This is a genomic window from Kitasatospora sp. NPDC030952, from assembly GCF_055571335.1.
The window spans coordinates 1-25,468 of the sequence record NZ_JBVIFM010000014.1; the positions used below are offsets into that span (position 1 = coordinate 1).

At 73.8% G+C, this 25,468-nt stretch carries 21 protein-coding genes; 12 read left to right on the forward strand and 9 right to left on the reverse strand.

Translation table 11 applies throughout. The features are described from left to right. Positions 1-254 precede the first annotated feature (254 nt). Positions 255-662: a YciI family protein gene (locus ACZ47G_RS23435; protein WP_380453631.1), complete on the forward strand. Its 408-nt coding sequence runs from the start codon at positions 255-257 to the stop codon at positions 660-662. 8 nt (positions 663-670) lie between these two features. Beyond that, complete coding sequence (locus ACZ47G_RS23440; RefSeq protein ID WP_465745926.1) at positions 671-1,828, forward strand: RNA polymerase sigma factor; 1,158 nt, start codon at positions 671-673, stop codon at positions 1,826-1,828. A 54-nt stretch (positions 1,829-1,882) separates the two neighbouring features. On the opposite strand, the gene ACZ47G_RS23445 is transcribed toward ACZ47G_RS23440, so the two are convergent. From ACZ47G_RS23445 to ACZ47G_RS23465, 5 genes are all read right to left on the reverse strand, one after another. Beyond that, a complete protein-coding gene (locus ACZ47G_RS23445) occupies positions 1,883-3,193 on the reverse strand; it encodes a DUF58 domain-containing protein (RefSeq protein WP_465745610.1) in 1,311 nt (436 codons plus the stop codon). Positions 3,194-3,256: 63 nt separating this feature from the next. Continuing rightward, entirely contained in the window at positions 3,257-4,237 is a 981-nt protein-coding gene (locus ACZ47G_RS23450) for an AAA family ATPase (RefSeq protein ID WP_465745928.1), read from the reverse strand. A 26-nt stretch (positions 4,238-4,263) separates the two neighbouring features. Next, complete coding sequence (locus ACZ47G_RS23455) at positions 4,264-5,517, reverse strand: DUF4350 domain-containing protein (protein WP_465745612.1); 1,254 nt, start codon at positions 5,515-5,517, stop codon at positions 4,264-4,266. Then, positions 5,514-6,215: a DUF4129 domain-containing protein gene (locus tag ACZ47G_RS23460; RefSeq protein WP_465745614.1), complete on the reverse strand. Its 702-nt coding sequence runs from the start codon at positions 6,213-6,215 to the stop codon at positions 5,514-5,516. Before ACZ47G_RS23460 ends, ACZ47G_RS23455 begins: the two co-directional genes overlap by 4 nt. 5 nt (positions 6,216-6,220) lie before the next feature. Then, complete coding sequence (locus ACZ47G_RS23465) at positions 6,221-7,375, reverse strand: DUF7847 domain-containing protein (RefSeq protein WP_465745616.1); 1,155 nt, start codon at positions 7,373-7,375, stop codon at positions 6,221-6,223. A gap of 288 nt (positions 7,376-7,663) precedes the next feature. On the opposite strand from ACZ47G_RS23465, the gene mtrA reads away from it, so the two are divergent. From mtrA to ACZ47G_RS23480, 3 genes are all read left to right on the forward strand, one after another. Further along, a complete protein-coding gene (gene mtrA, locus ACZ47G_RS23470; RefSeq protein WP_030283937.1) occupies positions 7,664-8,341 on the forward strand; it encodes an MtrAB system response regulator MtrA in 678 nt (225 codons plus the stop codon). A 124-nt stretch (positions 8,342-8,465) separates the two neighbouring features. Further along, complete coding sequence (gene mtrB / locus ACZ47G_RS23475; protein WP_465745618.1) at positions 8,466-10,448, forward strand: MtrAB system histidine kinase MtrB; 1,983 nt, start codon at positions 8,466-8,468, stop codon at positions 10,446-10,448. Further along, a complete protein-coding gene (locus ACZ47G_RS23480; protein WP_465745620.1) occupies positions 10,423-12,306 on the forward strand; it encodes an LpqB family beta-propeller domain-containing protein in 1,884 nt (627 codons plus the stop codon). The genes mtrB and ACZ47G_RS23480 overlap by 26 nt, the downstream gene beginning before the upstream one ends. A gap of 15 nt (positions 12,307-12,321) precedes the next feature. On the opposite strand, the gene ACZ47G_RS23485 is transcribed toward ACZ47G_RS23480, so the two are convergent. Then, positions 12,322-12,969 carry a ComF family protein gene (locus ACZ47G_RS23485; RefSeq protein ID WP_465745931.1) on the reverse strand — a complete coding sequence of 216 codons (648 nt, stop codon included), beginning with the start codon at positions 12,967-12,969 and terminating at the stop codon, positions 12,322-12,324. A 459-nt stretch (positions 12,970-13,428) separates the two neighbouring features. Here ACZ47G_RS23485 and hpf point away from each other — a divergent pair, with 459 nt between their 5' ends. Next, on the forward strand, positions 13,429-14,124 hold the full coding sequence (gene hpf / locus ACZ47G_RS23490) for a ribosome hibernation-promoting factor, HPF/YfiA family (protein ID WP_380453644.1): 696 nt from the start codon (positions 13,429-13,431) through the stop codon (positions 14,122-14,124). 238 nt (positions 14,125-14,362) lie between these two features. Further along, positions 14,363-15,121, forward strand: coding sequence for a response regulator (locus ACZ47G_RS23495; RefSeq protein WP_465745622.1), 759 nt, complete (start codon positions 14,363-14,365; stop codon positions 15,119-15,121). 44 nt (positions 15,122-15,165) lie between these two features. Here ACZ47G_RS23495 and ACZ47G_RS23500 read toward each other — a convergent pair whose 3' ends face one another. Both ACZ47G_RS23500 and ACZ47G_RS23505 read right to left on the reverse strand, forming a co-directional pair. After that, positions 15,166-16,401: a winged helix-turn-helix domain-containing protein gene (locus tag ACZ47G_RS23500; RefSeq protein ID WP_465745624.1), complete on the reverse strand. Its 1,236-nt coding sequence runs from the start codon at positions 16,399-16,401 to the stop codon at positions 15,166-15,168. A gap of 118 nt (positions 16,402-16,519) precedes the next feature. Then, positions 16,520-17,086, reverse strand: a complete 567-nt coding sequence (locus ACZ47G_RS23505) for a GNAT family N-acetyltransferase (RefSeq protein WP_465745626.1) — start codon at positions 17,084-17,086, stop codon at positions 16,520-16,522. A 242-nt stretch (positions 17,087-17,328) separates the two neighbouring features. Between ACZ47G_RS23505 and secA the strand changes: the two genes are divergently transcribed. Then, complete coding sequence (secA, locus tag ACZ47G_RS23510; RefSeq protein WP_465745628.1) at positions 17,329-20,091, forward strand: preprotein translocase subunit SecA; 2,763 nt, start codon at positions 17,329-17,331, stop codon at positions 20,089-20,091. A gap of 77 nt (positions 20,092-20,168) precedes the next feature. On the opposite strand, the gene ACZ47G_RS23515 is transcribed toward secA, so the two are convergent. Continuing rightward, positions 20,169-20,753: an Rv3235 family protein gene (locus ACZ47G_RS23515; protein ID WP_465745630.1), complete on the reverse strand. Its 585-nt coding sequence runs from the start codon at positions 20,751-20,753 to the stop codon at positions 20,169-20,171. 350 nt (positions 20,754-21,103) lie between these two features. Here ACZ47G_RS23515 and ACZ47G_RS23520 point away from each other — a divergent pair, with 350 nt between their 5' ends. From ACZ47G_RS23520 to pruA, 4 genes are all read left to right on the forward strand, one after another. After that, positions 21,104-22,195: a patatin-like phospholipase family protein gene (locus tag ACZ47G_RS23520; RefSeq protein ID WP_465745632.1), complete on the forward strand. Its 1,092-nt coding sequence runs from the start codon at positions 21,104-21,106 to the stop codon at positions 22,193-22,195. A 121-nt stretch (positions 22,196-22,316) separates the two neighbouring features. Continuing rightward, the gene (locus tag ACZ47G_RS23525) at positions 22,317-22,826 is read left to right on the forward strand and encodes a DUF6912 family protein (protein ID WP_380453656.1); all 510 of its coding nucleotides are present in this window, start codon (positions 22,317-22,319) and stop codon (positions 22,824-22,826) included. A gap of 99 nt (positions 22,827-22,925) precedes the next feature. After that, positions 22,926-23,582, forward strand: coding sequence for an HAD family hydrolase (locus ACZ47G_RS23530; RefSeq protein ID WP_465745635.1), 657 nt, complete (start codon positions 22,926-22,928; stop codon positions 23,580-23,582). A gap of 181 nt (positions 23,583-23,763) precedes the next feature. Further along, a complete protein-coding gene (gene pruA, locus ACZ47G_RS23535; protein ID WP_465745933.1) occupies positions 23,764-25,389 on the forward strand; it encodes an L-glutamate gamma-semialdehyde dehydrogenase in 1,626 nt (541 codons plus the stop codon). The last annotated feature ends 79 nt before the right edge of the window (positions 25,390-25,468 follow it).

Genomic DNA, 25,468 nt, shown 5'->3' on the forward strand with positions numbered 1-25,468 from the left:
AGGGGGGACCCTGTGGGAGAGTAGGACGCCGCCGAACAATTCTTCAGAAAAGGCCCACCCGGGTTTCCGGGTGGGCCTTTTCGCGTTTCCCGGGGGAAACCGGATCCAGGAAAGCGGCACCCGGGGGGCGGGATCTAGGGAGCGGGGGAGCCCGGGAAAGATCTTGGCCGGCCATGTCGAGAACCCGTCGCCTGCTCCGTCCCCGGGGTGGACGCGGCCACAATGGGTCGCACCAGCACCGAAGGAGAAGCACGATGGCCAAGTACCTGCTGCTCAAGCACTACCGTGGTGGCCCGGCGCCGATCGACTGCGCACCGATGGACCAGTGGACGCCGGAGGAGGTCACGGCGCACATCAAGTACATGCAGGACTTCGCGGCCCGGCTGGAGCAGACCGGCGAGTTCGTCGACGCCCAGGCGCTCGCGCCCGAGGGGACGTGGGTCCGGTTCGACGGCGAGGGGCGTCCGCCGGTGACCGATGGTCCGTTCGCCGAGACCAAGGACCTCATCGCCGGCTGGATGGTGATCGACGTCGACAGCTACGAGCGCGCGCTGGAGCTGGCCGGCGAGCTGTCCGCGGCCCCCGGAGCCGGGGGCGAGCCGATCCACGAGTGGCTGGAGCTCCGTCCGTTCCTGGCCATGCCGCCGACCATCACGGAGTGACCTCCCCGATGAACGAGGCCCTGATCAGGAGCCTCACCCCGGGTGTGCTCGGTGTTCTCGTCCGCCGCGGAGCCGATTTCGCGGCGGCCGAGGACGCCGTGCAGGAGGCGTTGGTGGAAGCGGTCCGCGTCTGGGAGCGCGATCGGCCGAGGGATCCCAAGGGCTGGCTGGTCACCGTCGCCTGGCGGAAGTTCCTCGACGCGGCCCGGGCGGACACCGCCCGCCGCCGGCGGGAGGACCAGGTCGAGCGGGAGCCGGAGCCCGGGCCGACGGCCGAGCGGGACGACACGTTGCAGCTCTACTTCCTGTGCGCCCACCCGTCGTTGACGCCGTCCTCGGCGGTGGCGCTCACCCTGCGGGCGCTGGGCGGGCTGACCACCAGGCAGATCGCCCGGGCCTACCTGGTGCCCGAGGCGACCATGGCGCAGCGGATCAGCCGGGCCAAGCGGACCGTCTCGGCCGTCCGGTTCGATCAGCCGGGCGATGTCGCCACCGTGCTGCGCGTCCTCTACCTGGTCTTCAACGAGGGCTACTCCGGTGACGTCGACCTCGCTGCCGAGGCGATCCGGCTGACCCGGCAGTTGGCGGCGGCGATCGACCACCCGGAGGTGGCGGGGCTGCTGGCGCTGATGCTGCTGCACCACGCCCGGCGGGCCGGCCGGACCGCGCCGGACGGCAGTCTGGTCCCGCTCGCCGAGCAGGACCGCGGCCGCTGGGACACCGGGCTGATCGCCGAGGGCGTCGTGATCCTGCAGACCGCCCTGGCCCGGGACCGGCTGGGCGAGTTCCAGGTCCAGGCGGCCATCGCGGCGCTGCACGCGGACGCGCCCACCGCCGGGGAGACGGACTGGGTGCAGATCGTCGAGTGGTACGACGAGTTGGTGCGGTTGACGGACAGTCCGGTGGTGCGGCTGAACCGCGCGGTGGCGGTGGGCGAGGCCGACGGGCCGCGGGCCGGACTGGTGGCGCTCGGGGAGCTGGACGGTTCGCTGCCCCGGTACGCCGCCGCGGCGGCCTACCTCCACGAGCGTGACGGGGACTTGGCGATGGCGGCCCGGCTGTACGCCGAGGCGGCCCGCCAGGCGTCCAACCTCGCCGAACGCGATCACCTGACGCGCCAGGCCGCCCGGCTCAATGCCCGGCTCAACGCCCGCGGCGGCGGCTGACCCTGGCGGCTGACCCCGGCGGCTGACCCCGGTGACTGACGCCGGCCGACCGGCTCAGAGTCGGCCTGCCGCCTTGAGCGCCAGGTAGGCGTCCGCCAGGGCCGGGGCGATCCGGGCGGGCGGCGCGTCGAGAACGGTGACGCCGTGCCGGGTGAGCCGGTCGGCGGTCTGCCGCCGGTCGGCGCGGGTCTGCTCGGCGGCGGCGGCCCCGTAGACGGCCTCCACGGTGCCGCGGCCGGCCGCCAGCACGTCCAGGTGCGGATCGGCGACGGAGGCCAGGACGACCTCGTGGCGCTTGGTCAGCAGCGGCAGCAGCGGGCGCAGGCCGTCCTCGACGGGCGCCGCGTCCAGGCCGGTGAGCAGGACGATCAGCGAGCGGTGCGGGGCCATCTTGAGCGCGGTGGAGACCAGCGAGCGCATGTCGGTCTCGTGCAGCGCGGGCTCCAGCAGGGCCATCGCGTTGGTGAAGGCCGGCAGGATCTCGCTGGGCGAACTGCCGATGACCGAGGCGCGCTTGCGGGCGTCGTGGGCGAGCAGGTCGACCCGGTCACCGGCCCGGGTGGCGAGGGCGGTGATCAGCAGGGCGGCGTCGAGGGCGGCGTCCAGGCGGGGGGCGTCGCCGACCCGGCCGGCCGAGGTGCGGCCGGTGTCGAGGACGACGAGGATGTGCCGGTCGCGTTCGGGGCGCCAGGTGCGGACGGCGACGGTGTTGCGGCGGGCGCTGGCGCGCCAGTCGATGGAGCGGACGTCCTCGCCGGGCAGGTACTCCCGAAGCGAGTCGAACTCGGTGCCCTGGCCTCGGGTCAACACCGAGGTACGGCCGTCGAGTTCGCGCAGTCGAGCGAGCCGGGAGGGCAGGTGCTTGCGGCTGTTGAACGGGGGGAGGGCGCGGACCGTCCAGGGGACGTGGTGGGAGCCCTGGCGGCCGGCCAGGCCGAGCGGGCCGAGCGAGCGGACCGTCACCCGGTGGGCACGGTGGTCGCCGCGCCGGCCCGGGGTGAGGACGGAGACGGCCCGGCGCCGTTCGCCGCCGGGGACGGCGAGGGTGTGCCGGGAGGCGGTCTCGGCGGTGCCGGGGCGCCACGCGGAAGGGGCCCAGGCGTCCCGGATCAGCGCCCGGAGCGGCCGCCCGGAGGGGTTGGTGACGGTGAGTTCGACCGAGGCGTCGTCGCCGAGCCGGACGGTGGTGTCGCCGCTGCGGACGATCCGCAGACTGCGGACGGGGGCGGCGAGCACCAGGTCGACCAGGACGGCGAGCAGCAGCGCGCCGGTGACGGCCCCGATCCCCGTCCAGGAGGGCAGCAGCAGGCCCACGAAGAGCGCGCCGAGCGCGGCGATCAGGGCGGTTCGCCCGGTGAGGGCCATGCGGGGTGCGCTCCTTCGGAAGCCCGGTGGATTCGAGGACCCGGTACGCCTACCGGTGGTGGATCAGCGGGGGGCGGGCGTCTGGGCGAGGACGGCCTGGATGACCGAGTCGGCGGTGACGCCCTCCATCTCGGCCTCGGCGCGCAGCGCGACCCGGTGCCGCAGGGTGGGCAGGGCGAGGGCCTTGACGTCGTCCGGGGTGACGTAGTCCCGCCCGGCCAGCCAGGCCCAGGCGCGCGAGGCGGCGAGCAGCGCGGTGGCGCCGCGCGGGGAGACACCGATGGACAGCGACGGGGACTGCCGGGTGGCCCGGCAGAGGTCGACGATGTACGCCAGGACCTCGGGCGAGACGGTCAGTCGGGCGATCTGCTCGCGGGCGGCGGCGAGGTGCTCGGGCCCGGCGACCGGGCGGACGCCGGCGGCGGCGAGGTCCTTGGGGTCGAAGCCGGAGGCGTGCCGGGACAGCACCTGGAACTCCTGGTCGCGGTCGGGCAGCGGCAGGATCAGCTTGAGCAGGAAGCGGTCCAGCTGGGCCTCGGGCAGCGGGTAGGTGCCCTCGTACTCGACCGGGTTCTGGGTCGCGGCGACCAGGAACGGGACGGGCAGCGCGCGGGGCTCGCCGTCGACGGTGACCTGCCGCTCCTCCATGGCCTCCAGCAGGGAGGCCTGGGTCTTCGGCGGGGTGCGGTTGATCTCGTCGGCCAGCAGCAGGTTGGTGAAGACCGGGCCGGGCTGGAAGGAGAACTCGGCGGTGCGGGCGTCGTAGACGAGCGAGCCGGTGACGTCGCCGGGCATCAGGTCGGGGGTGAACTGGATGCGCTTGGTCTCCAGGCTGAGCGCCGTGGACAGGGTGCGGACCAGCAGGGTCTTGGCGACGCCGGGGACGCCCTCCAGCAGCACGTGGCCGCCGCAGAGCAGCGCCACCACCAGGCCGGTGACGGCGGCGTCCTGGCCGACCACGGCCTTGCCGATCTCGGCGCGCAGGGCGGTCAGCGCCGCGCGCGGGTCGGTGGCGGGGGTAGCGGGTGCCGTGCCGGGGGTGATGCGGAGCTGGGCGGTTGCCTGTTCGGTCACGGGTTCCGTACCTGCCTTTCGAGGGCGTCGAGATCGTCGGCGAGTCGCAGCAGCGCGGCGTCGTCGGTCGGGGGCGGGCCGTACAGCAGGGCCCGGACGTCCCCGGCGGGTCGTTCGGGGAGGCGGCCGGCGACGGCCGCGCAGAGTGCCTCCGGCTCGGGTGCGCCGGCCTGGAGCGGGACGCCGAGGGCGGGGGCGAGGCGGTGGGCGGCGGCCCGGCGCAGGGCGTCGGCGGCGCGGCCGCGGGCCCTGGCCCGCCGGTAGAGGCGGGCGCGGCCCTCGGTGGTCTCGGCGGCGCGGACCACCACGGGCAGGTTCTCGCTGACCACCGGCCCGAGTCGGCGGGCGCGCCAGAGGGCGGCGAGCACGGCGGCGACGGCGAGCTGGTAGAGCGCCCAGTGCCAGCCCTTCGGAATGAAGTCGCCGAAGGTCTTGTGCTGGGTGCCGGCGGCGACCGGCGCGGAGTAGTCGGGCAGGTGCCAGGTGAGGCGGGGCTGCGCGCCGAGCAGGCCGAGCGCGAGCGAGGCGTTGCCGTCCTCGGCGAGGTGGCCGTTCGCCAGGAACTGGCCGCTGCCGAGCACGATGACGTCGCCGCCCCCGCTGGGGGTGCTGACCAGCGGGTAGCCGTGGCCGTGCGAGTAGCAGCCGTCGCCGCGGCTGCCGCTGGTGTAGAGCGTGCCGCCCATCGAGGCGGTGCCGGCCCGGACGGCCTCGGGCAGCTCGCAGCCCGGGCGGGTGCTGCGGACGGCCGCGAACGGACCGCCGCTGACGTCCTCGGCGACGCGGATGCCGGGGGCGAGCTCGTTGAGGGCGGCCGGGCCCGGGTTGATCAGGACCAGCCGCTGGTGCCGGGCGGCGGCGACCGCGCGCAGCTGGGCCGGGCTGAGCAGGTCGGGTTCGGGCAGCAGCAGGGTGTCGGCGCCGTTCGCGGGGGCAGCGGGGTCGGTGCTGAGGTCGGTCTTGACGCCCTGGCGTTCGAGCAGCGCGACCACGGCGTGCGAGCCGTCGGCGTCGTAGGAGCGCGGGTCGTTCGGCGGGTAGCGGTGGCCCTGGTTGATGACGGCGAGGCCGATGGCGGCGACCAGCAGGACGGCGAGGAAGAGCAGGTACCAGCGGGCCCGGCGGAGCAGGCCGCGCCCGGTGGGGGCGAGGCTGGTCGGCGTGGCGTCGGTGGCCTGCTCGGCGGGTCGCTCGGCAGCTGGCTCGGCAGGTCGTTCGGCGGCGGGGGGAGCCGGGGCGGTGCTGGTCATGCCGCTCCTCCCGGGGTCGGGGTCGGGGCCGGGGCGGTGGCCGTGACGGGGGTGTGGACCGGACGGGTGCGCTCCAGCGTCCGGTCGAGGTCCAGCAGCAGCCGGTAGGCGGCCTGGTCGGCGGTGCGCTCGCCGTACGCGATGTCGTCGAAGACGCGGGCCGCGGCGGCCAGTTCGGCGGCGTGCTCCGGCAGGGCCCGGCCGGCTTCGGCGGCGGCCTCGTCGGCGGTGCGGCCGGGCCGGTTGTCGAGCAGGGTGCGCTCCTCCAGGGCCCGGACCAGCGCGCGCATCTGCTCGCGGACGGCCTCGGCCCAGCGTCCCGCGGCGGCGTGTCCGGCGGCGTCGGCGCGGTACCGGGCGGCGCTGCGCGGGCCCTCGGCGCCGTACACGCCGACGACGGTGCGGGCGGCGCGCTTGGGCGCGCCGAGGCGCCACCAGACGGCGGCGGCGATCACCACGGCGACGATCAGGAAGAGCACCAGGCCGGTGCTGCCGTCGGTGCCGCCGGCGGAGACGGTGCCCACGGCGCGGTCGATGTGGTCCCAGATCCAGTCGACGACGCGTTCCAGGACACCCGGGTCGTTCTTGTGGTACTCGGCGTTGAGCAGCTCGTCGCGGGCGGCGTCACGGGCCGGGTCACGCGGAACGGTGACCGGGGCGCCGCCGGCGGCGAGGAGCCTGTCCCCCCAGATAGGCATCCGGTTCAGCGCCTCGCCGGAGTCTGGTCGGCCCGGTCGTTCCAGCCGGGGCCGCCCGGCTCGGCCAGTCCGGCGGCGCGGGCGAGCTCGATGTCCAGGGCCTCGCGCCGGATCCGCTGGTCGATGTAGACCAGCACGCTGACGGCGGCCAGGAAGGGGGTGGACAGCGCGGAGGAGATGATCCCGGAGATCGCGGTCATCGCCATCATGCCGATGGACTCGTGGGCGGTGTCGCTCAGCCGGTCCAGGGAGCCGAAGCCCAGCACCAGGCCGATGAAGCGGAACGGGACGGCGAACGTCACCGCGACGATCCCGGCCAGCACCCGGCTCAGCAGGACGATGCCGAGGATCCGCCACCAGGAGCCGCGGGCCAGCCGCCGGGAGCGCGACAGCGCGGTCAGCACGCCCTGCTTCTCCAGCATCAGCGCGGGGGCGGCCAGGCTGTAGCGGATCAGCAGCCAGAGGGCGACCGGGACGGTCAGCAGGCCGACCAGGAACAGCAGGGAGACGGTGGCGGGGGTGTCGGCGCCGCCGGCGCTGTAGCCGAGCAGCGGGGTGAAGCCGAGCAGCACCACACCGGCGCTCATCAGGGTGGTGAGCACGGTGAGCCCGAGCAACTGCAGCAGCCGGGGGCGGGCGTCGCGCCAGGCGTCCCCGGCGGTCACCGACCGGCCGAGGACGGCGCGGCTGACCACGATGGTGAGCAGGGCGACGGCGAGCGCGTCGAGCAGCAGTGTCAGCGGCATGCTGACGAGCACGGTGAGCAGCTGGGTGGAGGCGCCGGTGCGGCCCCTGACCAGGAGCGCGGCGACGAAGGCGCCGGCCTGGTCGAGCACGGCGATGCCGAGCGAGAGGGTGAGCGCGGTGCGCCAGTGCCGGCGGACGGTGGTGACGGCGCCGTCGAGCAGTTCGCCGACGCTGAGCGGGCGCAGCGGGATGACGCCGGGCCGGGGGCTGCGCGGGACGTCCCAGCCGTACGGGCCGCGGCCGGGCGGCTGGGCGCCCCGGTTCGGCTGTCCGTACTGTGCGTCCCAGCCGGGGGTGGCCTGAGGGGGTGCCGACGGCCCGGGCACGGCGGCGGGCGCGTCGGCCGGGGGCCGGGCGCCGTCGCGGGGCGGCTCGGACGAGCTGGGCGAGGCCCAGCCCGGAGTGTCGGTCATCACTGCTCCTCGGAGGGGCGTCACTGGGCGCGGCTCCGGGCGGATCTTTCGCCCGCGCGCAGCGCCCATCGTGCCATGGGGCCCGGAGACGCCCCAGGGGTATCCGGTTGCTGATCGGCAACGGGGGCCGCCGGGGGGTCGGACGGCGGGTTCCGGACGGTTCGGAGGCGCTTCGACGGGGGCTATTCGCCCGGTATGGCCGGAATTCGACGGCGGGCGAGTTGGCCGTTGTGGAGCATTGGCACTGCTGTGCGGCAGGTCACAATCCGGTAATGAGAAGATGGACCCATGAAGGGACGCGTCCTCGTCGTTGATGACGACTCCGCACTGGCCGAGATGCTCGGCATCGTGCTGCGTGGTGAGGGTTTTGAGCCGTTTTTCGTCGCGGATGGGGACAAGGCGCTAGCCGCGTTCCGGGAGAGCAAGCCCGATCTGGTCCTGCTCGACCTGATGCTGCCCGGTCGGGACGGCATCGACGTATGCCGGCAGATCCGGGCGGAGTCCGGCGTGCCGATCGTCATGCTGACCGCGAAGACCGACACGGTCGACGTCGTGGTGGGCCTGGAGTCCGGCGCCGACGACTACGTCACCAAGCCGTTCAAGCCCAAGGAGCTGGTGGCCCGGGTGCGAGCCCGGCTGCGCCGCGCCGAGGAGCCGACGCCCGAGCAGCTGACCATCGGCGATCTGGTGATCGACGTGGCCGGCCACTCGGTGAAGCGGGACGGGCGGAGCATCCCGCTGACCCCGCTGGAGTTCGACCTGCTGGTCGCGCTGGCCCGCAAGCCCTGGCAGGTGTTCACCCGCGAGGTGCTGCTGGAGCAGGTCTGGGGCTACCGCCACGCGGCGGACACCCGCCTGGTCAACGTCCATGTGCAGCGTCTGCGCTCCAAGATCGAGAAGGACCCGGAGCGCCCCGAGATCGTGGTGACCGTCCGCGGCGTCGGCTACAAGGCCGGACCCAGCTGAGGTGACGGACCGGGCTGAGGACACCCCGTCGGGTACCGCGACCGACGGGGCGGGGGCCGTGCGCGGGGACGTGCTGAGTTCCACCACCCGCCGCCGTCGCGGCCCGTCCGGAGTGTTCGGTCTGATGAAGCGACAGTTGCGGCGGCCCGCGCGCCGGGTGAGCGCGCTGTACCGCCGGTCGATCCAGCTGCGCGTGGTCACGGTGTCCCTGCTGGCCTCCATCGCGGTGGTCCTGGTGCTGGGCGTGGTCGTGGTGGCGCAGGTGCGCAACGGCCTGCTCGACACCAAGATCGACGCGGCCCGGGCGCAGGCCCGGATCGGCTTCCAGGTCGAGCAGAAGAAGATCGACGAGGCCCGGGACCAGGCCCTGCGCGGCGCCGTCGACCCGAGCACCGGTGAGGCCGGCACCTGGCTGCTGCGCCAGGTCAACGACCTGGCCGCGAGCGGGCAGACGGTCTACTCGGTGATCGCGATGGCCCCCGGCACCGGGGCGGTCGTCCCGGACAGCGCCGGCTTCGCGCCGCGCTACTCGGGAGACATCCAGCCCAGCAGCGTCCCGGACACCCTGCGCGCCAAGCTCATCGAAGAGCCCGGGCAGATGTTCGACCAGCCGACCCGGATCCACCGCTCGCCCGAGGCGGGCGGCAAGAGCGAGCCCGGACTGGCCCTCGGCATGCAGTTCGTCGGGCCGGCCGACACCAGCTACCAGCTGTTCTACGTGTTCTCCTTCGGCCAGGAGACCGACACCCTCAACCTGATCACCGGCACCCTGGCGACCGCCGGCGTCTTCGTGGTGATCCTGATGGGCGGCATCGCCTGGGTCGTGGTGCGCCAGGTCGTCACCCCGGTCCGGATGGCGGCCGGCATCTCCGAGCGGCTCGCCGACGGGCACCTGGAAGAGCGGATGAAGGTGACCGGGACGGACGACATCGCCCGCCTCGGGGAGTCGTACAACCGGATGGCCAACGCCCTGCAGGCGCAGATCCGCCAGCTGGAGGAGCTGTCCCGGGTGCAGCGGCGCTTCGTCTCGGACGTCTCGCACGAGCTGCGCACCCCGCTGACCACCGTCCGGATGGCCGCCGACCTGATCTACGACAGCCGCGAGGACCTCGACCCGATGGCGGCCCGCTCGGCGGAGCTGCTGCAGGGCCAGCTGGACCGCTTCGAGTCGCTGCTGGCCGACCTGCTGGAGATCAGCCGCTTCGACGCCGGCGCCGCGATCCTGGACGCCGAACCGGTCGACCTGCGCGAGATCGTCGCCCGGGTGGTGGAGGCCGCCGACCCGCTGGCCGACGCGAAGGGCAGCACCGTGGTGATCCGCGGCGACGGCGAGCCGGTGCTGGCCGAGGTGGACTCCCGCCGGATCGAGCGCATCCTGCGCAACCTGGTGGTCAACGCGCTGGAGCACGGCGAGGGCCGCGACGTGGTGGTCCGGCTGGGCTCGGCGGACGGCGCGGTCGCGGTCGGCGTGCGCGACTACGGCATCGGCCTCAAGCCGGGCGAGGCGTCCCGGGTGTTCCACCGCTTCTGGCGGGCGGACCCGTCCCGGGTGCGCACCACCGGCGGCACCGGTCTGGGCCTGTCCATCGCGGTCGAGGACGCCCACCTGCACGGTGGCTGGCTCCAGGCCTGGGGCGAGCCCGGCGGCGGTTCGCACTTCCGGCTCACCCTGCCGCGCACCCGCGGCGGCGAGATCAACCGGGCGCCGTTCCGGCTGGAGCCGGAGGACTCCCGCAACAACCGGGGCCTGGGCGCGTACGGCACGCCGTACCGGCGGGCGATCTCCCCGGCCGGCTCCACGGCGATGACCGCCGCCGAGGAGCAGAACGAGGCGCCGGAGGGGACGGGCAGCGGGCTGGGCAGCGGGCTCGGCGGGGTGCTGAACATCGGCCCCGGGCTGGGCCCGCGCCGGATGCCCGAGGGGCCGCGCTCGGACCCCTCGGACGTCCGGACCGTGGGGGCCGGTTACGGCGCCACCGGCGCCCAGGTCATGGTGGACCCGACGCCCGGACGGCCGTCGGTGGCACAGCGGACGGCGGAACCGGACGCGACGGGTGGGACGGACCTGGAGGGGTCGCAGCGTGCGAAGGACGAGCAACAGGACTGAGCCGCGGCTCGTGGCGGTGGCCGGCGCGGTGCTCGGCGCCCTGGTGGCGAGCGGCTGCGCGGCCATGCCGGACTCCGGCAGCATCACCAAGGTGGAGCTGTCCCAGGGCTCGGCCGACAAGAACCTGCAGGCCAGGGTGTTCCCGGTGGCGCCCGGCAAGGGCGCCAAGCCGCGCGAGCTGCTGACCGGGTTCCTGGACGCGGTGACCGCGGACGAGGGGTACGAGACCGCGCGCAAGTACCTCACCGAGCACGCCGCCGCGACCTGGAACCCGGACGCGGGCATCCAGGTGCTCTCCGCCACGAAGATCCCGTCGGACCAGGTGGTCGGCGACAAGGACACCGAGTACTCCGAGACGGTGTCCGGGCAGCTGGTCGCCAAGGTCGACGAGAGGCACTCGTACCTGCTGGTCACCGGGCAGAACAACAACGCCTTCGACTTCACCTTCACGCGCGAGGACGGGGAGTGGCGGATCGCCAAGCTGCCGCCCGGCGTGATCATGAACGAGACCAACTTCCGGAACAGCTTCCGGCAGGTCGAGCGCTTCTTCTACACCGCCCCCGACCCGTCCGCGCCCCCCGCGGGCGGCGGCGGCCAGGAAGTGCTGATAGCCGACCCGATCTACCTGCGGCGCCGGATCGATCCGCTGGCCTCGGCCGCCAAGGCGCTGGTCGCCGGGCCCTCGAACTGGCTCTCGCCGGTGGCCCGGACGGCCTTCCCGAGCGATACCACGGTCGACAAGGTGACCATCGACGACAGCCGGATCGCCCACGTGCAGCTCGGCGGCGCGGACCTCGGCGACGCGGTCGCCTGCCGCCGGATGGCGACCCAGCTCTTCTACACCTTCGCCGACCAGGGCAAGGGGCAGGTCGAGCGGCTGGAACTCAAGGGCCAGCGGGGCTCCTGCACCGCCGGCCGCACCGACGACCCGGCCGTCGGCCCCGGCGCGCTGGCCGGGCGGCTGCCCGTGCAGCAGTACTACCAGCGCGCCGACAACGGCGTGCTGATGGCGGCCGACGAGGGACGCAGCGGCGACCCGGTGCCCGGGGTGCTCGGCAAGCCGCACCCGAACGGCGCGTCCCAGCTGGGCGCCGTCGCGGTCAGCCGGGACGGCTCCCAGGCCGCCGCGATCTCGGACGACGGCCACCAGCTCTACTCGGTGCCGCTGCAGCCCGGTACGGCGACGCTGCCCGAACCGGTGCTCAGCTCCCCGGCGAAGGCGGGCGCCAAGGACGACGGCCTCACCTCGCCCAGCTGGGACGGCCGCGGCGACCTCTGGGTGGTGGACCGCAATCCGCAGGCCCCACGGGTGGTGATGGTGCGCGGCGGCAAGACGTACACCGTGTCGGTGACCGCGCAGACCGGGCAGCCGGTGCAGGGCGTGCAGGCGCTGAAGCTCTCCTCGGACGGCGCCCGGATCGCCTTGGTGGTCAAGTCGCCCGGGGTGAACGGAAGTTCGCTGATGTTCGGACTGGTGGAGCACGGCGGCACGCCGTCCGCGCCGACCGTGCGGATCACCGGGGTGCGCCCGGCGGCGCCGTCGCTGGTCGACGTCGCGTCGGTGTCCTGGGCGGAGACCGACCAGCTGCTGGTGCTCGGCAAGGAGGCCGACCGCCCCCAGCAGCTGTACTACATCAGCACCGACGGCTCGCAGGGCACGGACAGTCAGCTGCAGACCGGCAACGGCCTGCCGTCCTCCCCGCAGTCCATCTCGACCGCGGAGTCCCGCGGGTACATCCTGGCCCAGCCCTCGCCGGTGCTCGCGGTGGCGGCCGGCACCGTCTACCGGCTGGTCAACAACCAGTGGCGGGAAGCCCAGTTGGTGGACAAGGCCCGCTCGTACTTCTACGCGGGCTGAGGCCGGACCGGCGCGCTAGGCCCTGTCCACCGGTCGCAGCTCGGTGGCCGCGACCGTGGCACCGGCCCGGGCCGGCAGCCCGGCGTCGGCCAGCGCCCGGGCCGCCTCGGCCAGGCTCGCCCCGGTGGTCACCAGGTCGTCCACCAGCACCGGTTGACGGCCGGCCAGGCCCCGGCGGGCGCGCGGCAGGACGGTGAGCGCGCCGTGCAGGTTGCGCCGCCGCTCGGCGGCGTTCAGCCCGGTCTGGTCGGCGACCGGACGGGCGTGCCGCAGCAGCGGCGCGGCCCGGGCGTCCAGACCGGCCCGGCGCAGCGACCGGGCGGCGGCCCCGGCCAGCCGCAGCGTCGGGTCGTGGCCCCGGGCGCGCACCGCTGAACGGGCCGAGGGCATCGGCACCAGCAGCAGCGGCGCGGCCCCGGCCCGGGGCCCCAGGGCGGAGCGCACCGCCCGGCCGAGCACCTCGCCGAGCGGCCCGGCCAGCCGCAGCGCGCCCCGCTCCTTGTGGGCGAGCAGCAGTTGGCGCACCGGGTCGGTGTACGGCGCGGCCGCGTGCGCCCAGGGCAGCAGGGTGGGGCCGGGGCGGGCGGTGGCCAGGGCGTGCCGACAGGCCGGGCAGAGCTGGCTGCGCCGGGCCCCGCAGCCCGCGCAGTCGGCGGGGAGCAGGACGTCCAGCAGCCCGGCCAGTGCGTGGTCGAACGGTGTCCGTAGGGACGGCGGACGGTCGGGGGAGGGGGACGGCGGCACGGCTGCTCCTGGCGGCGGCAGGCACGGAGAGTCAGCAAAGGATCCGCCGTATGGGGGGCGTTGTCCAGGTATTTACCCTTACTTCACCCTCAGGAGGGTAAACAGGGTGCAGCAGTTTGACCGCCCGCCCCCAGCACCGCCCGAAGTATCGGGTCATGCCCACCGTTCCGCCCGGGGAGGCGAAAACCCCGCGCGAGGTGTTCGATAAGGCTCCAGGGGGTTTCAACCGTCCCTGATGGGGAGGAAGTGAGATGAGGGCCAGTCGTTCCCGCCGGTGGCGGGGGCGGGGGGCCGGCAGTGGATGGGCTGGTCCAGCTGGAGCTCAGTCCGGTCCGGTAGCACCCGGATCGGCGTCAGCACGAGGGATCGGAGTTCTGCGTGGACATCGTCGTCAAGGGCCGCAAGACCGAGGTGCCCAAGAGGTTCCGCGAGCACGTGGCCGAGAAGCTGGAGAAGGTCCAGAAGTTCGACGGCAAGGTGATCAGCCTCGACGTCGAGGTGTCCAAGGAGCACAACCCGCGGCAGGCCGACCGGTCGGACCGCGTGGAGATCACTCTTCGTACCCGTGGCCCGGTGATCCGGGCCGAAGCCGCGGCCGGCGACCCGTACGCGGCGCTCGACCTCGCCTCGGCGAAGCTCGACGCGCAACTGCGCAAGTCCGCGGACCGGCGCCGGGTGCACAAGGGCGGCGCGAACGGCCGCACCCCCATCAGCGTCGCCGAGGCGACCGCGGCCCTGGCCGCGCTGCCCGCAACGACGGCGCCGGAGGGCGAGACCAACGGGGCCGTCCGCAAGACCATGATGGGATCCCTGGAAGTGGAGGGCGAAGGCCCGCTGGTGGTCCGGGAGAAGACGCACTCGGCCGCCCCCATGGCGCTGGACCAGGCGCTCTACGAGATGGAGCTGGTCGGCCACGACTTCTACCTGTTCGTGGAGAAGGACAGCGGCCTGCCGAGCGTCGTCTACCGCCGGCACGGCTACCACTACGGTGTCATCCACGTGCAGCCGGACATGGCGGCCGGCGTGGCCAGTGGCGCGGGCGGTGCGATCGGCCGGTTCGACGACGAGGACTGACCGTCCCGGCAGTGACGATCGAGGGATGACCCCGGCGGCAGCGGCCGCCGGGGTCACCGGCGTTCCGGGGCGTTCCGCCCGTACCGGACACCGCCCGGTGGGACGGGTTCGAACGGTGCTCGGGCCCGTTGCGCCCGGGGTCACCCGATGCGGGGGAATCGGCGGCGGAGGGTGACCGCGGCGGTGGCGGGGCGTGGAATGATTGGGCGCACGTCGACCCGCGAAGGGGGAGGAGCGGATGGGGGATCACTTCGGGCTGGGGCCCGCTGCGGGGCCGGTCACCGGGCTGCCACCGGGGCCGGAGGAGGAACCCGCGTACGCGCCGCACCGGGGTGAGCCGATCCGCGTCCTGGTGGTGGACGACCACGCCCTGTTCCGCCGAGGGCTGGAGATCGTCCTGGCGGAGGAGCCGGACATCAAGGTCGTCGGAGAGGCCGGGGACGGTGCCGAGGCGGTGCTGAAGGCCGCCGACCTGCTGCCCGACATCATCCTGATGGACGTCCGGATGCCGCGCCGCAGCGGGATCGAGGCCTGCACGGCGATCAAGGACGTGGCGCCCAGCACCAAGATCATCATGCTGACGATAAGCGACGAGGAGGCCGACCTCTACGAGGCGATCAAGGCGGGGGCCACCGGCTACCTCCTCAAGGAGATCTCCACCGACGAGGTCGCCACCGCGATCCGGGCGGTCGCCGACGGGCAGTCGCAGATCAGCCCGTCGATGGCTTCCAAGCTGCTCACCGAGTTCAAGTCGATGATCCAGCGGCGCTCCGACGACCGGGACCTGGTGCCGGCTCCCCGGCTCACCGACCGGGAGCTGGAGGTGCTGAAACTGGTGGCCACCGGAATGAACAACCGGGAGATCGCCAAGGAGCTGTTCATCAGCGAGAACACCGTGAAGAACCACGTCCGCAACATCCTGGAGAAGTTGCAACTGCACTCCAGGATGGAGGCCGTGGTGTACGCGATGCGGGAGAAGATCCTCGAGATAGGGTGACCGCCGCTCGCCGCCTCCCTCGGCCCGGCCCGGCCGGACGGGACCTAGGCGGCGAGCAGCTTCTCCAGGGCCGGGCGCAGCCGTTCGTCGTGCAGCGCCTCGATCCGCACTCCGTCGCAGCCGACCCAGGTGGCTGCCTCGCGGAGTGCGGTGGCCAGCGCCTCGACGGGCCGGGCGCCCGGCCCGCGGTCGCGCCCGCGCTCGTCGGTCAGCGAGACCTGCCGGGCGACCAGGGTGCGCCCCTCCCGGGCCGGGTCGACCCGGCCGACCAGCCGGCCGCCGGCCAGCAGCGGCATCGCGAAGTAGCCGTGCACCCGCTTGTGCTTGGGGGTGTAGGCCTCCAGCCGGTGGGTCATCCCGAAGATCCGCTCGGTGCGGGCGCGGTCCCAGATCAGCGAGTCGAACGGCGAGAGCAGCGTGGTGCGGTGGCGCCCGCGCGGGGCGGTGGCCAGCGCCGCCGGGTCGGCCCAGGCCGGCGCCCCGGTGCCGCCCGGGCCCCAGCCCGCCACCTCGACCGGGACCAGCCCGGTGTCCGCCAGCACCGCGTCCAACTCCTCGGCGCGCAGCCGGTGGTAGTCCAGCAGGTCGGCCCGGGTGGCCACGCCGAGCGCGGCCCCGGCCTGGGCGACCAGGGTGCGCACGCACTCCTCATCGGACCGGTCCTGGCCGAACAGGGCGTCGGGGACGGCCTGTTCGGCCAGCGCGTAGACCCGCTTCCAGCTCCGGCGCTCGGTGCAGACCACGTCCCCGAAGGCCAGCGCCCGCTCCACCGCGATCTTGGCGTCGGACCAGTCCCACCACTCGGAGGTCCGCTTGGCGCCGCCCAGCTCGGTGGAGGTCAACGGCCCCTCGGCGCGCAGTCTGTCGAGCACCGCCCGGTACGCCTCCGGCGAGACCTGGTGGCTCCAGAGGTTCCCGCGGTCGCGGTAGCGGCGGCGCCGGAAGGCGAACAGCGGCCACTCCTCGACCGGCAGGACGCAGGCCGCGTGCGACCAGTACTCGAAGCTGGTGCCCGCACCCCAGTAGGCCGCCTCGACCGCCGGGCGGCCGACCGCGCCGAGCCGGGCGTACGGCACCAGCTCGTGCGAGCGGGCCAGCACCGAGATGGTGTCCAACTGGACCGCGCCCAGGTGCCGCAGCACCCCGCGCACTCCGGCCCGGCGGTCGGGCGTGCCCAGCAGGCCCTGGGCGCGCAGGGCGATCCGGCGGGCGTCGTCGGCGCTCAGGACGGTGACGGGGGCGGGGTGGGCGGAGGCGGGGTCGGCGGAGGCGGCGGTCATGCCGGCGAGCGTAGCCGGGGGGACCGACAGCCGTGCCGGTGCCGGGCTCCGGCCCGGTACGGCTCCGGAGCTCAGCACGGCTCCGGGGCTCGGTACGGCTCCGGGGTCCGGCGCGGGCTCAGTCCAGGTCGGACGGGAGCAGCGAGGCGACCCAGGCGTCACGGAAGACCCCGCGCTGCTCGGCGTACGAGCGCAGCGTGCCCTCGTGGCGGTAGCCGATCCGCTCGGCGACCGCGCGCGAGCCCTCGTTGCCGACGTAGGCGAGCCACTGGAGGCGGCGCAGGCCGAGGTCGGTGAGCGCCCAGCGGGCGACCGCCCGGGCCGCCTCGACGGTGAGGCCGCGGCCGCGCTGCTCCTTCGCCGTCCACCAGCCGACCGAGGCGGCGGCCGGGTCGCCCGGCTTGCGGGTGACCGCCTGGGTGCCGACCAGCCGGTCCGTCCCGCGCTCGACCACGCACCAGATGAACTCGGTGCCGCCGGCCAGCCCGCCGGGGGCCAGGGTGCGGACGAAGAACTCGGCGTCCTCGCGGCGGTACGGGACCGGGACGACCGTCCAGCGCTGGATCTCGGCGTCCTGGCAGGCGGCGAGGATCGCGTCGACGTCCGACTCCCGCGGGGCCCGCAGGACCAGGCGGTCGGTGGTGAGGGTGGGGAGGACGGCGGGTTCGCCGGGCTGTTCTTCCATGGGCGGATTATTCGCCCCCAGTGGGAAGGCGGGCATCCGAATATGCGGCCAACTCCCCGGTCCGCCGACCGTTTTGCCCCGGTGGACGGTGCTATCGGTCCATGTGCACGCGCGGGTGACACGGGAATACCGTGCTGACGCACCTCCCGGCGCGTTGGACTCCTCGCATACGATGGCCCGTGCGGTGGGGTGGACCCCCCGTGCAGTAGTCCAGTGCCAATACAGGCAAGGAGCCCGCTCAAGTGTCCGTCTTCGACAAGATCCTGCGCGCCGGCGAAGGCAAGATCCTTCGCAAGCTGCAGCGGATTGCTGCCCAGGTCAACTCCATCGAAGAGGACTTCGTCAACCTCACCGACGCTGAGCTGCGCGCGCTGACCGACGAGTACAAGCAGCGACTCGCGGACGGCGAGACCCTGGACGACATCCTCCCCGAGGCGTTCGCCACCGTCCGTGAGGCCGCCAAGCGCGTGCTCGGCCAGCGGCACTATGACGTCCAGCTGATGGGCGGCGCGGCGCTGCACCACGGGTACGTCGCCGAGATGCGCACCGGTGAGGGCAAGACCCTCGTCGGCACCCTGCCCGCGTACCTGAACGCGCTGACCGGCAAGGGCGTTCACCTGATCACCGTCAACGACTACCTCGCCGAGCGCGACTCGGAGTGGATGGGCCGGGTGCACCGCTTCCTCGGCCTCGAAGTCGGCGTGATCCTGGCCAACATGACGCCCGCCGAGCGCAAGCGCCAGTACGCGATGGACATCACGTACGGCACGAACAACGAGTTCGGCTTCGACTACCTGCGCGACAACATGGCCTGGTCGAAGGACGAACTCGTCCAGCGCGGGCACAACTTCGCGGTCGTCGACGAGGTCGACTCGATCCTCATCGACGAGGCCCGCACCCCGCTGATCATCTCCGGCCCGGCGGACCAGGCGACCAAGTGGTACGCCGACTTCGCCAAGCTGGTGCTGCGCCTGAAGATCGACCGCGACTACGAGGTCGACGAGAAGAAGCGCACCGTCGGCGTCCTGGAGGAGGGTGTCACCCGGGTCGAGGACTACCTCGGCATCGACAACCTCTACGAGTCGGTGAACACCCCGCTCGTCGGCTTCCTGAACAACGCCATCAAGGCCAAGGAGCTGTACAAGAAGGACAAGGACTACGTCGTCATGAACGGCGAAGTCATGATCGTCGACGAGCACACCGGCCGCATCCTGGCCGGGCGCCGCTACAACGAGGGCATGCACCAGGCGATCGAGGCCAAGGAGGGGGTGGAGGTCCAGAACGAGAACCAGACCCTGGCCACCATCACCCTGCAGAACTTCTTCCGGCTGTACGACAAGCTGTCCGGCATGACCGGTACCGGCACCACCGAGGCCGCCGAGTTCCACCAGATCTACAAGCTCGGCGTGGTGCCGATCCCGACCAACAAGACGCCGCTGCGCATCGACCAGCCCGACCTGATCTACAAGTCGGAGCCGGCCAAGTTCGCCGCCGTGGTCGAGGACATCGCCGAGAAGCACGAGAAGGGCCAGCCGGTGCTGGTCGGCACCGTGTCGGTCGAGAAGTCCGAGTACCTGTCGCAGGAGCTGCGCAAGCGCGGCATCCCGCACGAGGTGCTGAACGCCAAGCACCACGAGCGCGAGGCGCAGATCGTCGCCCAGGCCGGCCGCAAGGGCGCCGTCACCGTCGCCACCAACATGGCCGGCCGTGGCACCGACATCATGCTCGGCGGCAACCCGGACCACCTGGCGTCGGCCGAGCTGGCCCAGCGCGGGCTCTCCGCCGTCGACAACCCGGAGGAGTACGAGGCCGCGTTCCCGGCCGCGCTGGAGAAGGCCAAGGCCTCGGTCAAGGCCGAGCAGGACGAGGTCAAGGAGGCCGGTGGCCTCTACGTCCTCGGCACCGAGCGGCACGAGTCCCGCCGGATCGACAACCAGCTGCGCGGCCGCTCCGGCCGTCAGGGCGACCCGGGCGAGTCCCGCTTCTACCTGTCGCTGGGCGACGACCTGATGCGCCTGTTCAAGGCCGGCATGGTCGAGCGCGTGCTCTCGATGGCCAACGTGCCCGAGGACGTGCCGATCGAGTCCAAGATGGTCACCCGCGCGATCGCCTCCGCGCAGACCCAGGTCGAGCAGCAGAACTTCGAGATCCGCAAGAACGTCCTGAAGTACGACGAGGTGCTCAACCGCCAGCGCGAGGTCATCTACGGCGAGCGCCGTCGCGTGCTGGAGGGCGAGGACCTGCAGGAGCAGGTCGGCCACTTCATGGACGACACCGTCGAGGCCTACGTCAAGGCGGCCACCGGCGAGGGCTTCGAGGACGACTGGGACCTCGACAAGCTCTGGACGGCTTTCAAGCAGCTCTACCCGATCACCCTGGACCTGGCGGAGCTGGAGGAGGAGGTCGGCGGTCCGGCCGGCCTGACCCCCGAGTTCCTGATCAAGGTCGTCCAGGAGGACGTCCAGGCGCAGTACGGCGCCCGCGAGGACCAGCTCGGCGAGGAGATCCTGCGCGAGCTGGAGCGCCGCGTGGTGCTCTCGGTGCTGGACCGCCGCTGGCGCGAGCACCTCTACGAGATGGACTACCTCCAGGAGGGCATCGGCCTGCGGGCCATGGCGCAGCGCGACCCGCTGGTCGAGTACCAGCGCGAGGGCTTCGACATGTTCACCGCGATGATGGAGGGCATCAAGGAGGAGTCCGTCGCCTACCTGTTCAACCTGGAGGTCCAGGTCGAGCAGCAGGTCGAGGAGGTCCCGGTGGCGGACGCCGAGGTGATGCTCGACAAGCTGGAGAAGGACGCCGCCCGCCCGGAGATCAAGGCCAAGGGCCTGGAGGCCCCGAAGCCGCAGCGGCTGCACTACACGGCCCCCTCGGACGAGGTCGGCGGCGGCGTGATCGAGGGCGACTTCGAGGACCTCGCGCCGGAGGACGACGGTGACGGGATGACCCGCGCCGAGCGCCGCAAGGCCGCCAAGTCCGCCAAGGGCCGCCGCCGCAAGGGCTGAGCCCGCCGTAGGACGCCACGCAGGGCGCCGCTCCCGTACCGGGGCGGCGCCCTTCGCCGTCCCCTGCGCCACGGTCGTCATCGGGCCTCCACGGCGGTGCACTGCCACTGGCCGGCCTGGCCGCGCTGCTCCAGTCGGAAGGCCACCATGTGGTGTCGGCGGCCGAGGTCGACCCGTACACAGGCCTCGACGGCGTCGGGAGAGGGTGACCGGTCGTGCACCGGGCCGAGCCGGGGCCGACCGGCGGGGCCGCCGCGGCGCAGCGCACCGGCCCGGACCAGGGAGGCGAGCTGCCCGTAGCCGTCCAGGCTGGTGTGCCGCATCAGCTGGCCGGAGGGCCGGGCGCCGGTGAGCACCTCGACCAGCTGGTGGGCGAACCGGGCGGCGAGCGCCCGGGCGTCGTGCCGGTCGGGCGCGGCGGTGCCGGGAGTGCCGGGAGTGCCGACGGCCCCGGAGGCCCGGGCACAGGCGGCGCGCGGGTGGCGCGGCCGGCGCCCGGCCGGGTCGCAGCCGCCGGAGGCATGGACCCGGCGGTGCGGGCGGGCGGCGAGACGGGCGGTGTGGTCGGCGCCGCGGGCGGCGCCGTGCTGGGCGGCGCTGGGGTGAGTGCCGTGGTGAGTGCTGTGGTGAGCGCTGTGCTGGACGGTGGGACGGACGGTCACGGTGGCTCCCGGCAAGGGTGGTGCGGGTACGGACGGGCCCAGGCTGGCGGTGGCGATCACCGGGTGGCAACGCGTTTTCGGAAGCCTCGGGGCCCCGCGCGAAGTTCACCTATCCGGGTGAGTCGGCCAGTGCGGCGACGGGCCTGGCGAGCGCTCCCGCGGCGCCCGGTTGACGTGCGGGGACGGGCGGTACGGCCCGAAAGGGGACGCCCCGGTACGGCGGACCGGGTGGCCCGGGGCCGGGGCTCCCGTTGCACCGCACAGCCGTTCACGCGCACCATCGGAGCCTGACCCGATCCCCACGACGACGGGCGGCCGGGATGACGACAGCCGGGACGACCACACGGGCGGTGGCCTCGCCGAGCCCGAGCGCCGGGGGCGCACTCCGGCGCGGGCTGGTGCTGGGCGGCGGCGGGATGCTCGGCGCGGCCTGGACGATCGGCGCGCTGTGCGCCGTCGAGGAGGCCACCGGGCACCCGCCGGGCGAGGCGGACGTCCTGCTGGGCACCTCGGCAGGCGCGATCCTGGCCGCGCTGCTGGCCGGGGGCGTGCACCCCCAGCAGCTGGGCGACCACCAGCGCGGGCTGCCGATCACCGAGGGCCCGCTGGCCGGGGTGGCCTTCGACTACGACACGGCGGTGGGCGGCGCGCTGCCGTCCCGCCCACGGGCCGGGATCGGCTCGCCGGACCTGCTGCGGGACGCCGTCCGGCACCCGCGCGAGTACCCGCTGCTGACCATGGTCTCGGCGATGGCGCCGCACGGCCGCGGCTCGCTGGCCCCGGTCGGCGAGCTGGTGCGCGGGCTGCTCGGCCCGGGCGGCTGGCCGACCCAGGTCGCGGCGGACCCCGGCGCGGTGGCGCCCAGTCCCGCCGCCGCGCCGCTGCGGGTGGCCGCAGTGGACTACCGCAGCGGCCACCGGGTGGTCTTCGGCGACCCGGACGCCCCGGCCGTCCCGGTGGCCGACGCCGTGATGGCCTCCTGCGCGATCCCCGGCTGGTTCGCCCCGGTGCGCCTGGACGGCTCGGCGTACGTGGACGGCGGCTGCTGGTCGGCCACCAACGCCGACCTGCTGCTCGGCCGCGGCCTGGACGAGGTGTACGTGCTCGCCCCGATGGCCCTGCGGCTGGGCCCGCGGGCCGAGCGCGCGGACCGCGGCACCCTGGCCGCGCTGCGCGAGTGGCGGGACCGGGACCGCCCGCGCGGCGTGCTGGCCCAGCTGGTCAGCCGCTACCGCCGCGCGGTGACCCGGCAGCTGCTGCGCGAGGCCGCGCTGCTGCGGGCCGAGGGCGTCCGGGTGCGGCTGCTCGCGCCGAACCTGGCCGACCTGGCGGTGATCGGTCCGAACCTGATGGACCCGGCCCGCCGCGGCGAGGTGCTGGAGAGCGCCCTGCGGAGCAGCCGGGAGGCGCTGGGCGCCGGGAGCGGGCCCGGCCCGAGGTGATCACGGACGGTCCGGCGGAGCTTATTCTTGGGGCGCTGGATGCTGTGCCGCTGGACGAAACCCCCGCAGGGCGAACCCCTGCCGGACGAACCCCCGCTGGACGAACCGGAGAGTGCCACCGATGCGCGTGTACGTGCCCACCACCCTGACCGGCCTGGCGGCGGCGCACGAGGGCGGCGCCCTGGAGCAGTCCGCCGCGTACGCCGTGACGCCCGCGCTGCGCGAGTGGTACGTCAGCGACGACCTGGAGGAGCTGGAGTACGCGGCGCTGAACCGGGCCGCGCAGTCCTCGCTGCGGCTGCTGGCGGCCGACCCGGACTCCCCGCGCCGGCGGGTCGTGGTGGCGCTGGACGTGGCCGACACGGCGGTGCGGCCCTTCCCCGGCGACGAGTACCAGGACCAGGCCTCGCTCGGCCGGGTGGTGCTGGCCGGCCCGGTGAAGCTGGCGAAGGCCGCCTCGGTGCACGCCGACGTGGCCGACGACGAGGTGGTCGAGGACGTCGCGGCGGCGGTCGCGGCGGTGGCCGCGGCCGACGCGGGCGACCAGGACGCCCAGTTCACGGTGGACGGCGCGGAGGACCACGACCTGCTCTGGTACGCGACCCAGGAGATCCCCGCGCTGCTGGCCTGAGGCCGCGCCCGGCCGCACTCCGGCCGCGCCGGGCCCGGCGCGGCCGGAGTGGGGATCGTCCTACCGGCGTGTCGGCCGTTCGGGTTACCGTTTGCCCCCGTGCGCACTCACATCGTTTGGGACTGGAACGGGACCCTCTTCCACGACATGGACGCGGTCCTCGGCGCGAGCAACGCCGCGTTCGCGACCATCGGCGTCGGCCCGATGACCATGCAGGAGTACCGGGAGCAGTACGAGATCCCGATCCCCCGCTTCTACGAGCGGCTGCTCGGCCGGATGCCCTCCCAGGAGGAGTGGCTGCGGCTGGACGACGCCTTCCAGGACCGCTACCGCGAGCTCAGCCCGGCCTGCGGCCTGACCGAGGGCGTGCCCGAGCTGCTGGCGGGCTGGCGGGCGGCCGGGCACAGCCAGTCACTGCTGTCGATGTACGAGCACGAGAAGCTCGTCCCGCTGGTCGGCGCCTTCGGCCTGACCGGCAGCTTCCTGCGGGTGGACGGCCGCAGCGGTCCCTCCGGCGGCCAGAAGGCGGAGCAGCTGACCCGGCACCTGGCCGAGCTCGGCGAGTGGGTCGACCCGGCTCGTACGGTGCTGATCGGCGATGCCGCGGACGACGCCCTGGCGGCGCTGCACGCGGGGGCGCACGCGGTGCTGTACACCGGCGGCTCGCACACCCGGGAGAAGCTGGAGCCGGTCGGCGTCCCGGTGGTGGACAGCCTGGCCGAGGCGGTCGAGTTGGCGGGCCGGCTGGCGGGCTGAGCCGGCGACTGAACCGGCGACCGAACCGGAGCGTCGCGACGGCGGACGTGGCGGGCGCCACGTCCGCCGTTGGCGTGTCTGGACGGGCGGATCCGTCCGGGCCTGGTCAGGCTGGTGTCGAACCCCAGCCCGAAGCCCAGCCCGCCCCCCCAGCCGCCGCCAGGACGGAGCCGCCATGCCCATCGACGCAGTCACCGAGGTGCCGACCCCGGTCAACGAGCCGGTGCGCGGGTACGCGCCCGGCAGTCCGGAGCGGGGCCGGCTGGTCCGGCGGCTGGACGAGCTGGCGGCCGAGCAGATCCCGCTGCCGATGACCATCGGTGGCGAGCAGCGCTTCGGCGGCGGCGAGCGGGTCGACGTCGTCCAGCCGCACCACCACGCGGCCAAGCTGGGCGTGCTCGGCAACGCCACCCGGGAGGACGCCCGGCTGGCGGTGGACGCGGCGCTGACGGCCGGGCCGCAGTGGCGCTCGCTCTCCTTCGACGACCGGGCGGCGGTCTTCCTGCGTGCCGCCGACCTGCTGGCCGGGCCGTGGCGGGAGACGCTCAACGCGGCGACGATGCTCGGCCAGTCCAAGACCGCCCAGCAGGCCGAGATCGACTCCGCCTGCGAGCTGATCGACTTCTGGCGGTTCAACGTCGGGTTCGCCCGGCAGGTCCTGGCGGACCAGCCGATCTCCTCCCCGGGGGTGTGGAACCGGGTCGACCACCGCCCGCTGGAAGGTTTCGTCTACGCGATCACCCCGTTCAACTTCACCGCGATCGCCGGCAACCTGCCCACCGCCCCCGCGCTGATGGGCAACACCGTGGTCTGGAAGCCCGCGCCGACCCAGACCCTGGCCGCGTACCACCTGATGCGGCTGCTGGAGGCGGCCGGCCTGCCGCCCGGGGTGATCAACCTGGTCACCGGCGACGGCCTGCAGGTCTCCCCGGTGGCACTCGCCGACCCGGCCTTCGCCGGGCTGCACTTCACCGGCTCGACCGCGACCTTCCAGTCGCTCTGGCAGACGATCGGCGCGAACATCGGCGGCTACCGCACGTACCCGAGGATCGTCGGGGAGACCGGCGGCAAGGACTTCCTGCTGGCCCACCCCTCGGCCGATCCGGACATCCTGAGGACCGCGATGATCCGCGGCGCCTTCGAGTACCAGGGCCAGAAGTGCTCGGCGCTCTCCCGCGCCTACCTGCCGCGCAGCCTCTGGCTGAAGATCAAGGACGACTTCCTGGCCGAGGTGGACGCCCTGACGGTGGGCGACGTCACCGACCTGTCGAACTTCATGGGCGCCCTGATCGACCGGCGCGCCTTCGAGAAGAACCGCAACGCGATCGAGCGGGCGAAGGCGGACCCGACCGTCGAACTGGTGGCCGGCGGCCAGTACGACGACGCGATCGGATGGTTCGTCCGGCCGACCGTGCTGGTCTCCTCCGACCACCGGGGCGAGATCTTCCGGACCGAGTACTTCGGCCCGATCCTCGCCGTCCACGTCTACGAGGACTCCCGCTGGGACGACGTGCTGAGGCGGGTCGACTCGGGCGCCCCGTACGGACTGACCGGCGCGGTGATCGCCCAGGACCGCTACGCCATCGCCCAGGCCGTGGAGGCGCTGCGCTTCACCGCCGGGAACTTCTACATCAACGACAAGCCCACCGGCGCCGTCGTCGGCCAGCAGCCCTTCGGCGGCTCCCGGGCCTCCGGGACCAACGACAAGGCGGGCGCCGCCCAGAACCTGCTGCGCTGGACCTCGGCCCGGGCGATCAAGGAGACCTTCGTCCCACCGACCCAGCACGGTTACCCACATATGGGCTGAAAGCGAACACGGCACTCCGGTTTGGACATGGTGTCCAGGACGGACCCGACATCCTGCGGGTTTGCGCCTCCCTGTCCCT

Bases quoted from the DNA above. Each gene is read 5' to 3' on its own strand.
- ACZ47G_RS23435 (WP_380453631.1), top strand. From the start codon at position 255: ATGGCCAAGTACCTGCTGCTCAAGCACTACCGTGGTGGCCCGGCGCCG.
- ACZ47G_RS23440 (WP_465745926.1), top strand. From the start codon at position 671: ATGAACGAGGCCCTGATCAGGAGCCTCACCCCGGGTGTGCTCGGTGTT.
- ACZ47G_RS23445 (WP_465745610.1), bottom strand. From the start codon at position 3,193: ATGGCCCTCACCGGGCGAACCGCCCTGATCGCCGCGCTCGGCGCGCTC.
- ACZ47G_RS23455 (WP_465745612.1), bottom strand. From the start codon at position 5,517: ATGACCAGCACCGCCCCGGCTCCCCCCGCCGCCGAACGACCTGCCGAG.
- ACZ47G_RS23460 (WP_465745614.1), bottom strand. From the start codon at position 6,215: ATGCCTATCTGGGGGGACAGGCTCCTCGCCGCCGGCGGCGCCCCGGTC.
- ACZ47G_RS23465 (WP_465745616.1), bottom strand. From the start codon at position 7,375: ATGACCGACACTCCGGGCTGGGCCTCGCCCAGCTCGTCCGAGCCGCCC.
- mtrA (WP_030283937.1), top strand. From the start codon at position 7,664: ATGAAGGGACGCGTCCTCGTCGTTGATGACGACTCCGCACTGGCCGAG.
- mtrB (WP_465745618.1), top strand. From the start codon at position 8,466: ATGAAGCGACAGTTGCGGCGGCCCGCGCGCCGGGTGAGCGCGCTGTAC.
- ACZ47G_RS23495 (WP_465745622.1), top strand. From the start codon at position 14,363: ATGGGGGATCACTTCGGGCTGGGGCCCGCTGCGGGGCCGGTCACCGGG.
- ACZ47G_RS23500 (WP_465745624.1), bottom strand. From the start codon at position 16,401: ATGACCGCCGCCTCCGCCGACCCCGCCTCCGCCCACCCCGCCCCCGTC.
- ACZ47G_RS23505 (WP_465745626.1), bottom strand. From the start codon at position 17,086: ATGGAAGAACAGCCCGGCGAACCCGCCGTCCTCCCCACCCTCACCACC.
- ACZ47G_RS23525 (WP_380453656.1), top strand. From the start codon at position 22,317: ATGCGCGTGTACGTGCCCACCACCCTGACCGGCCTGGCGGCGGCGCAC.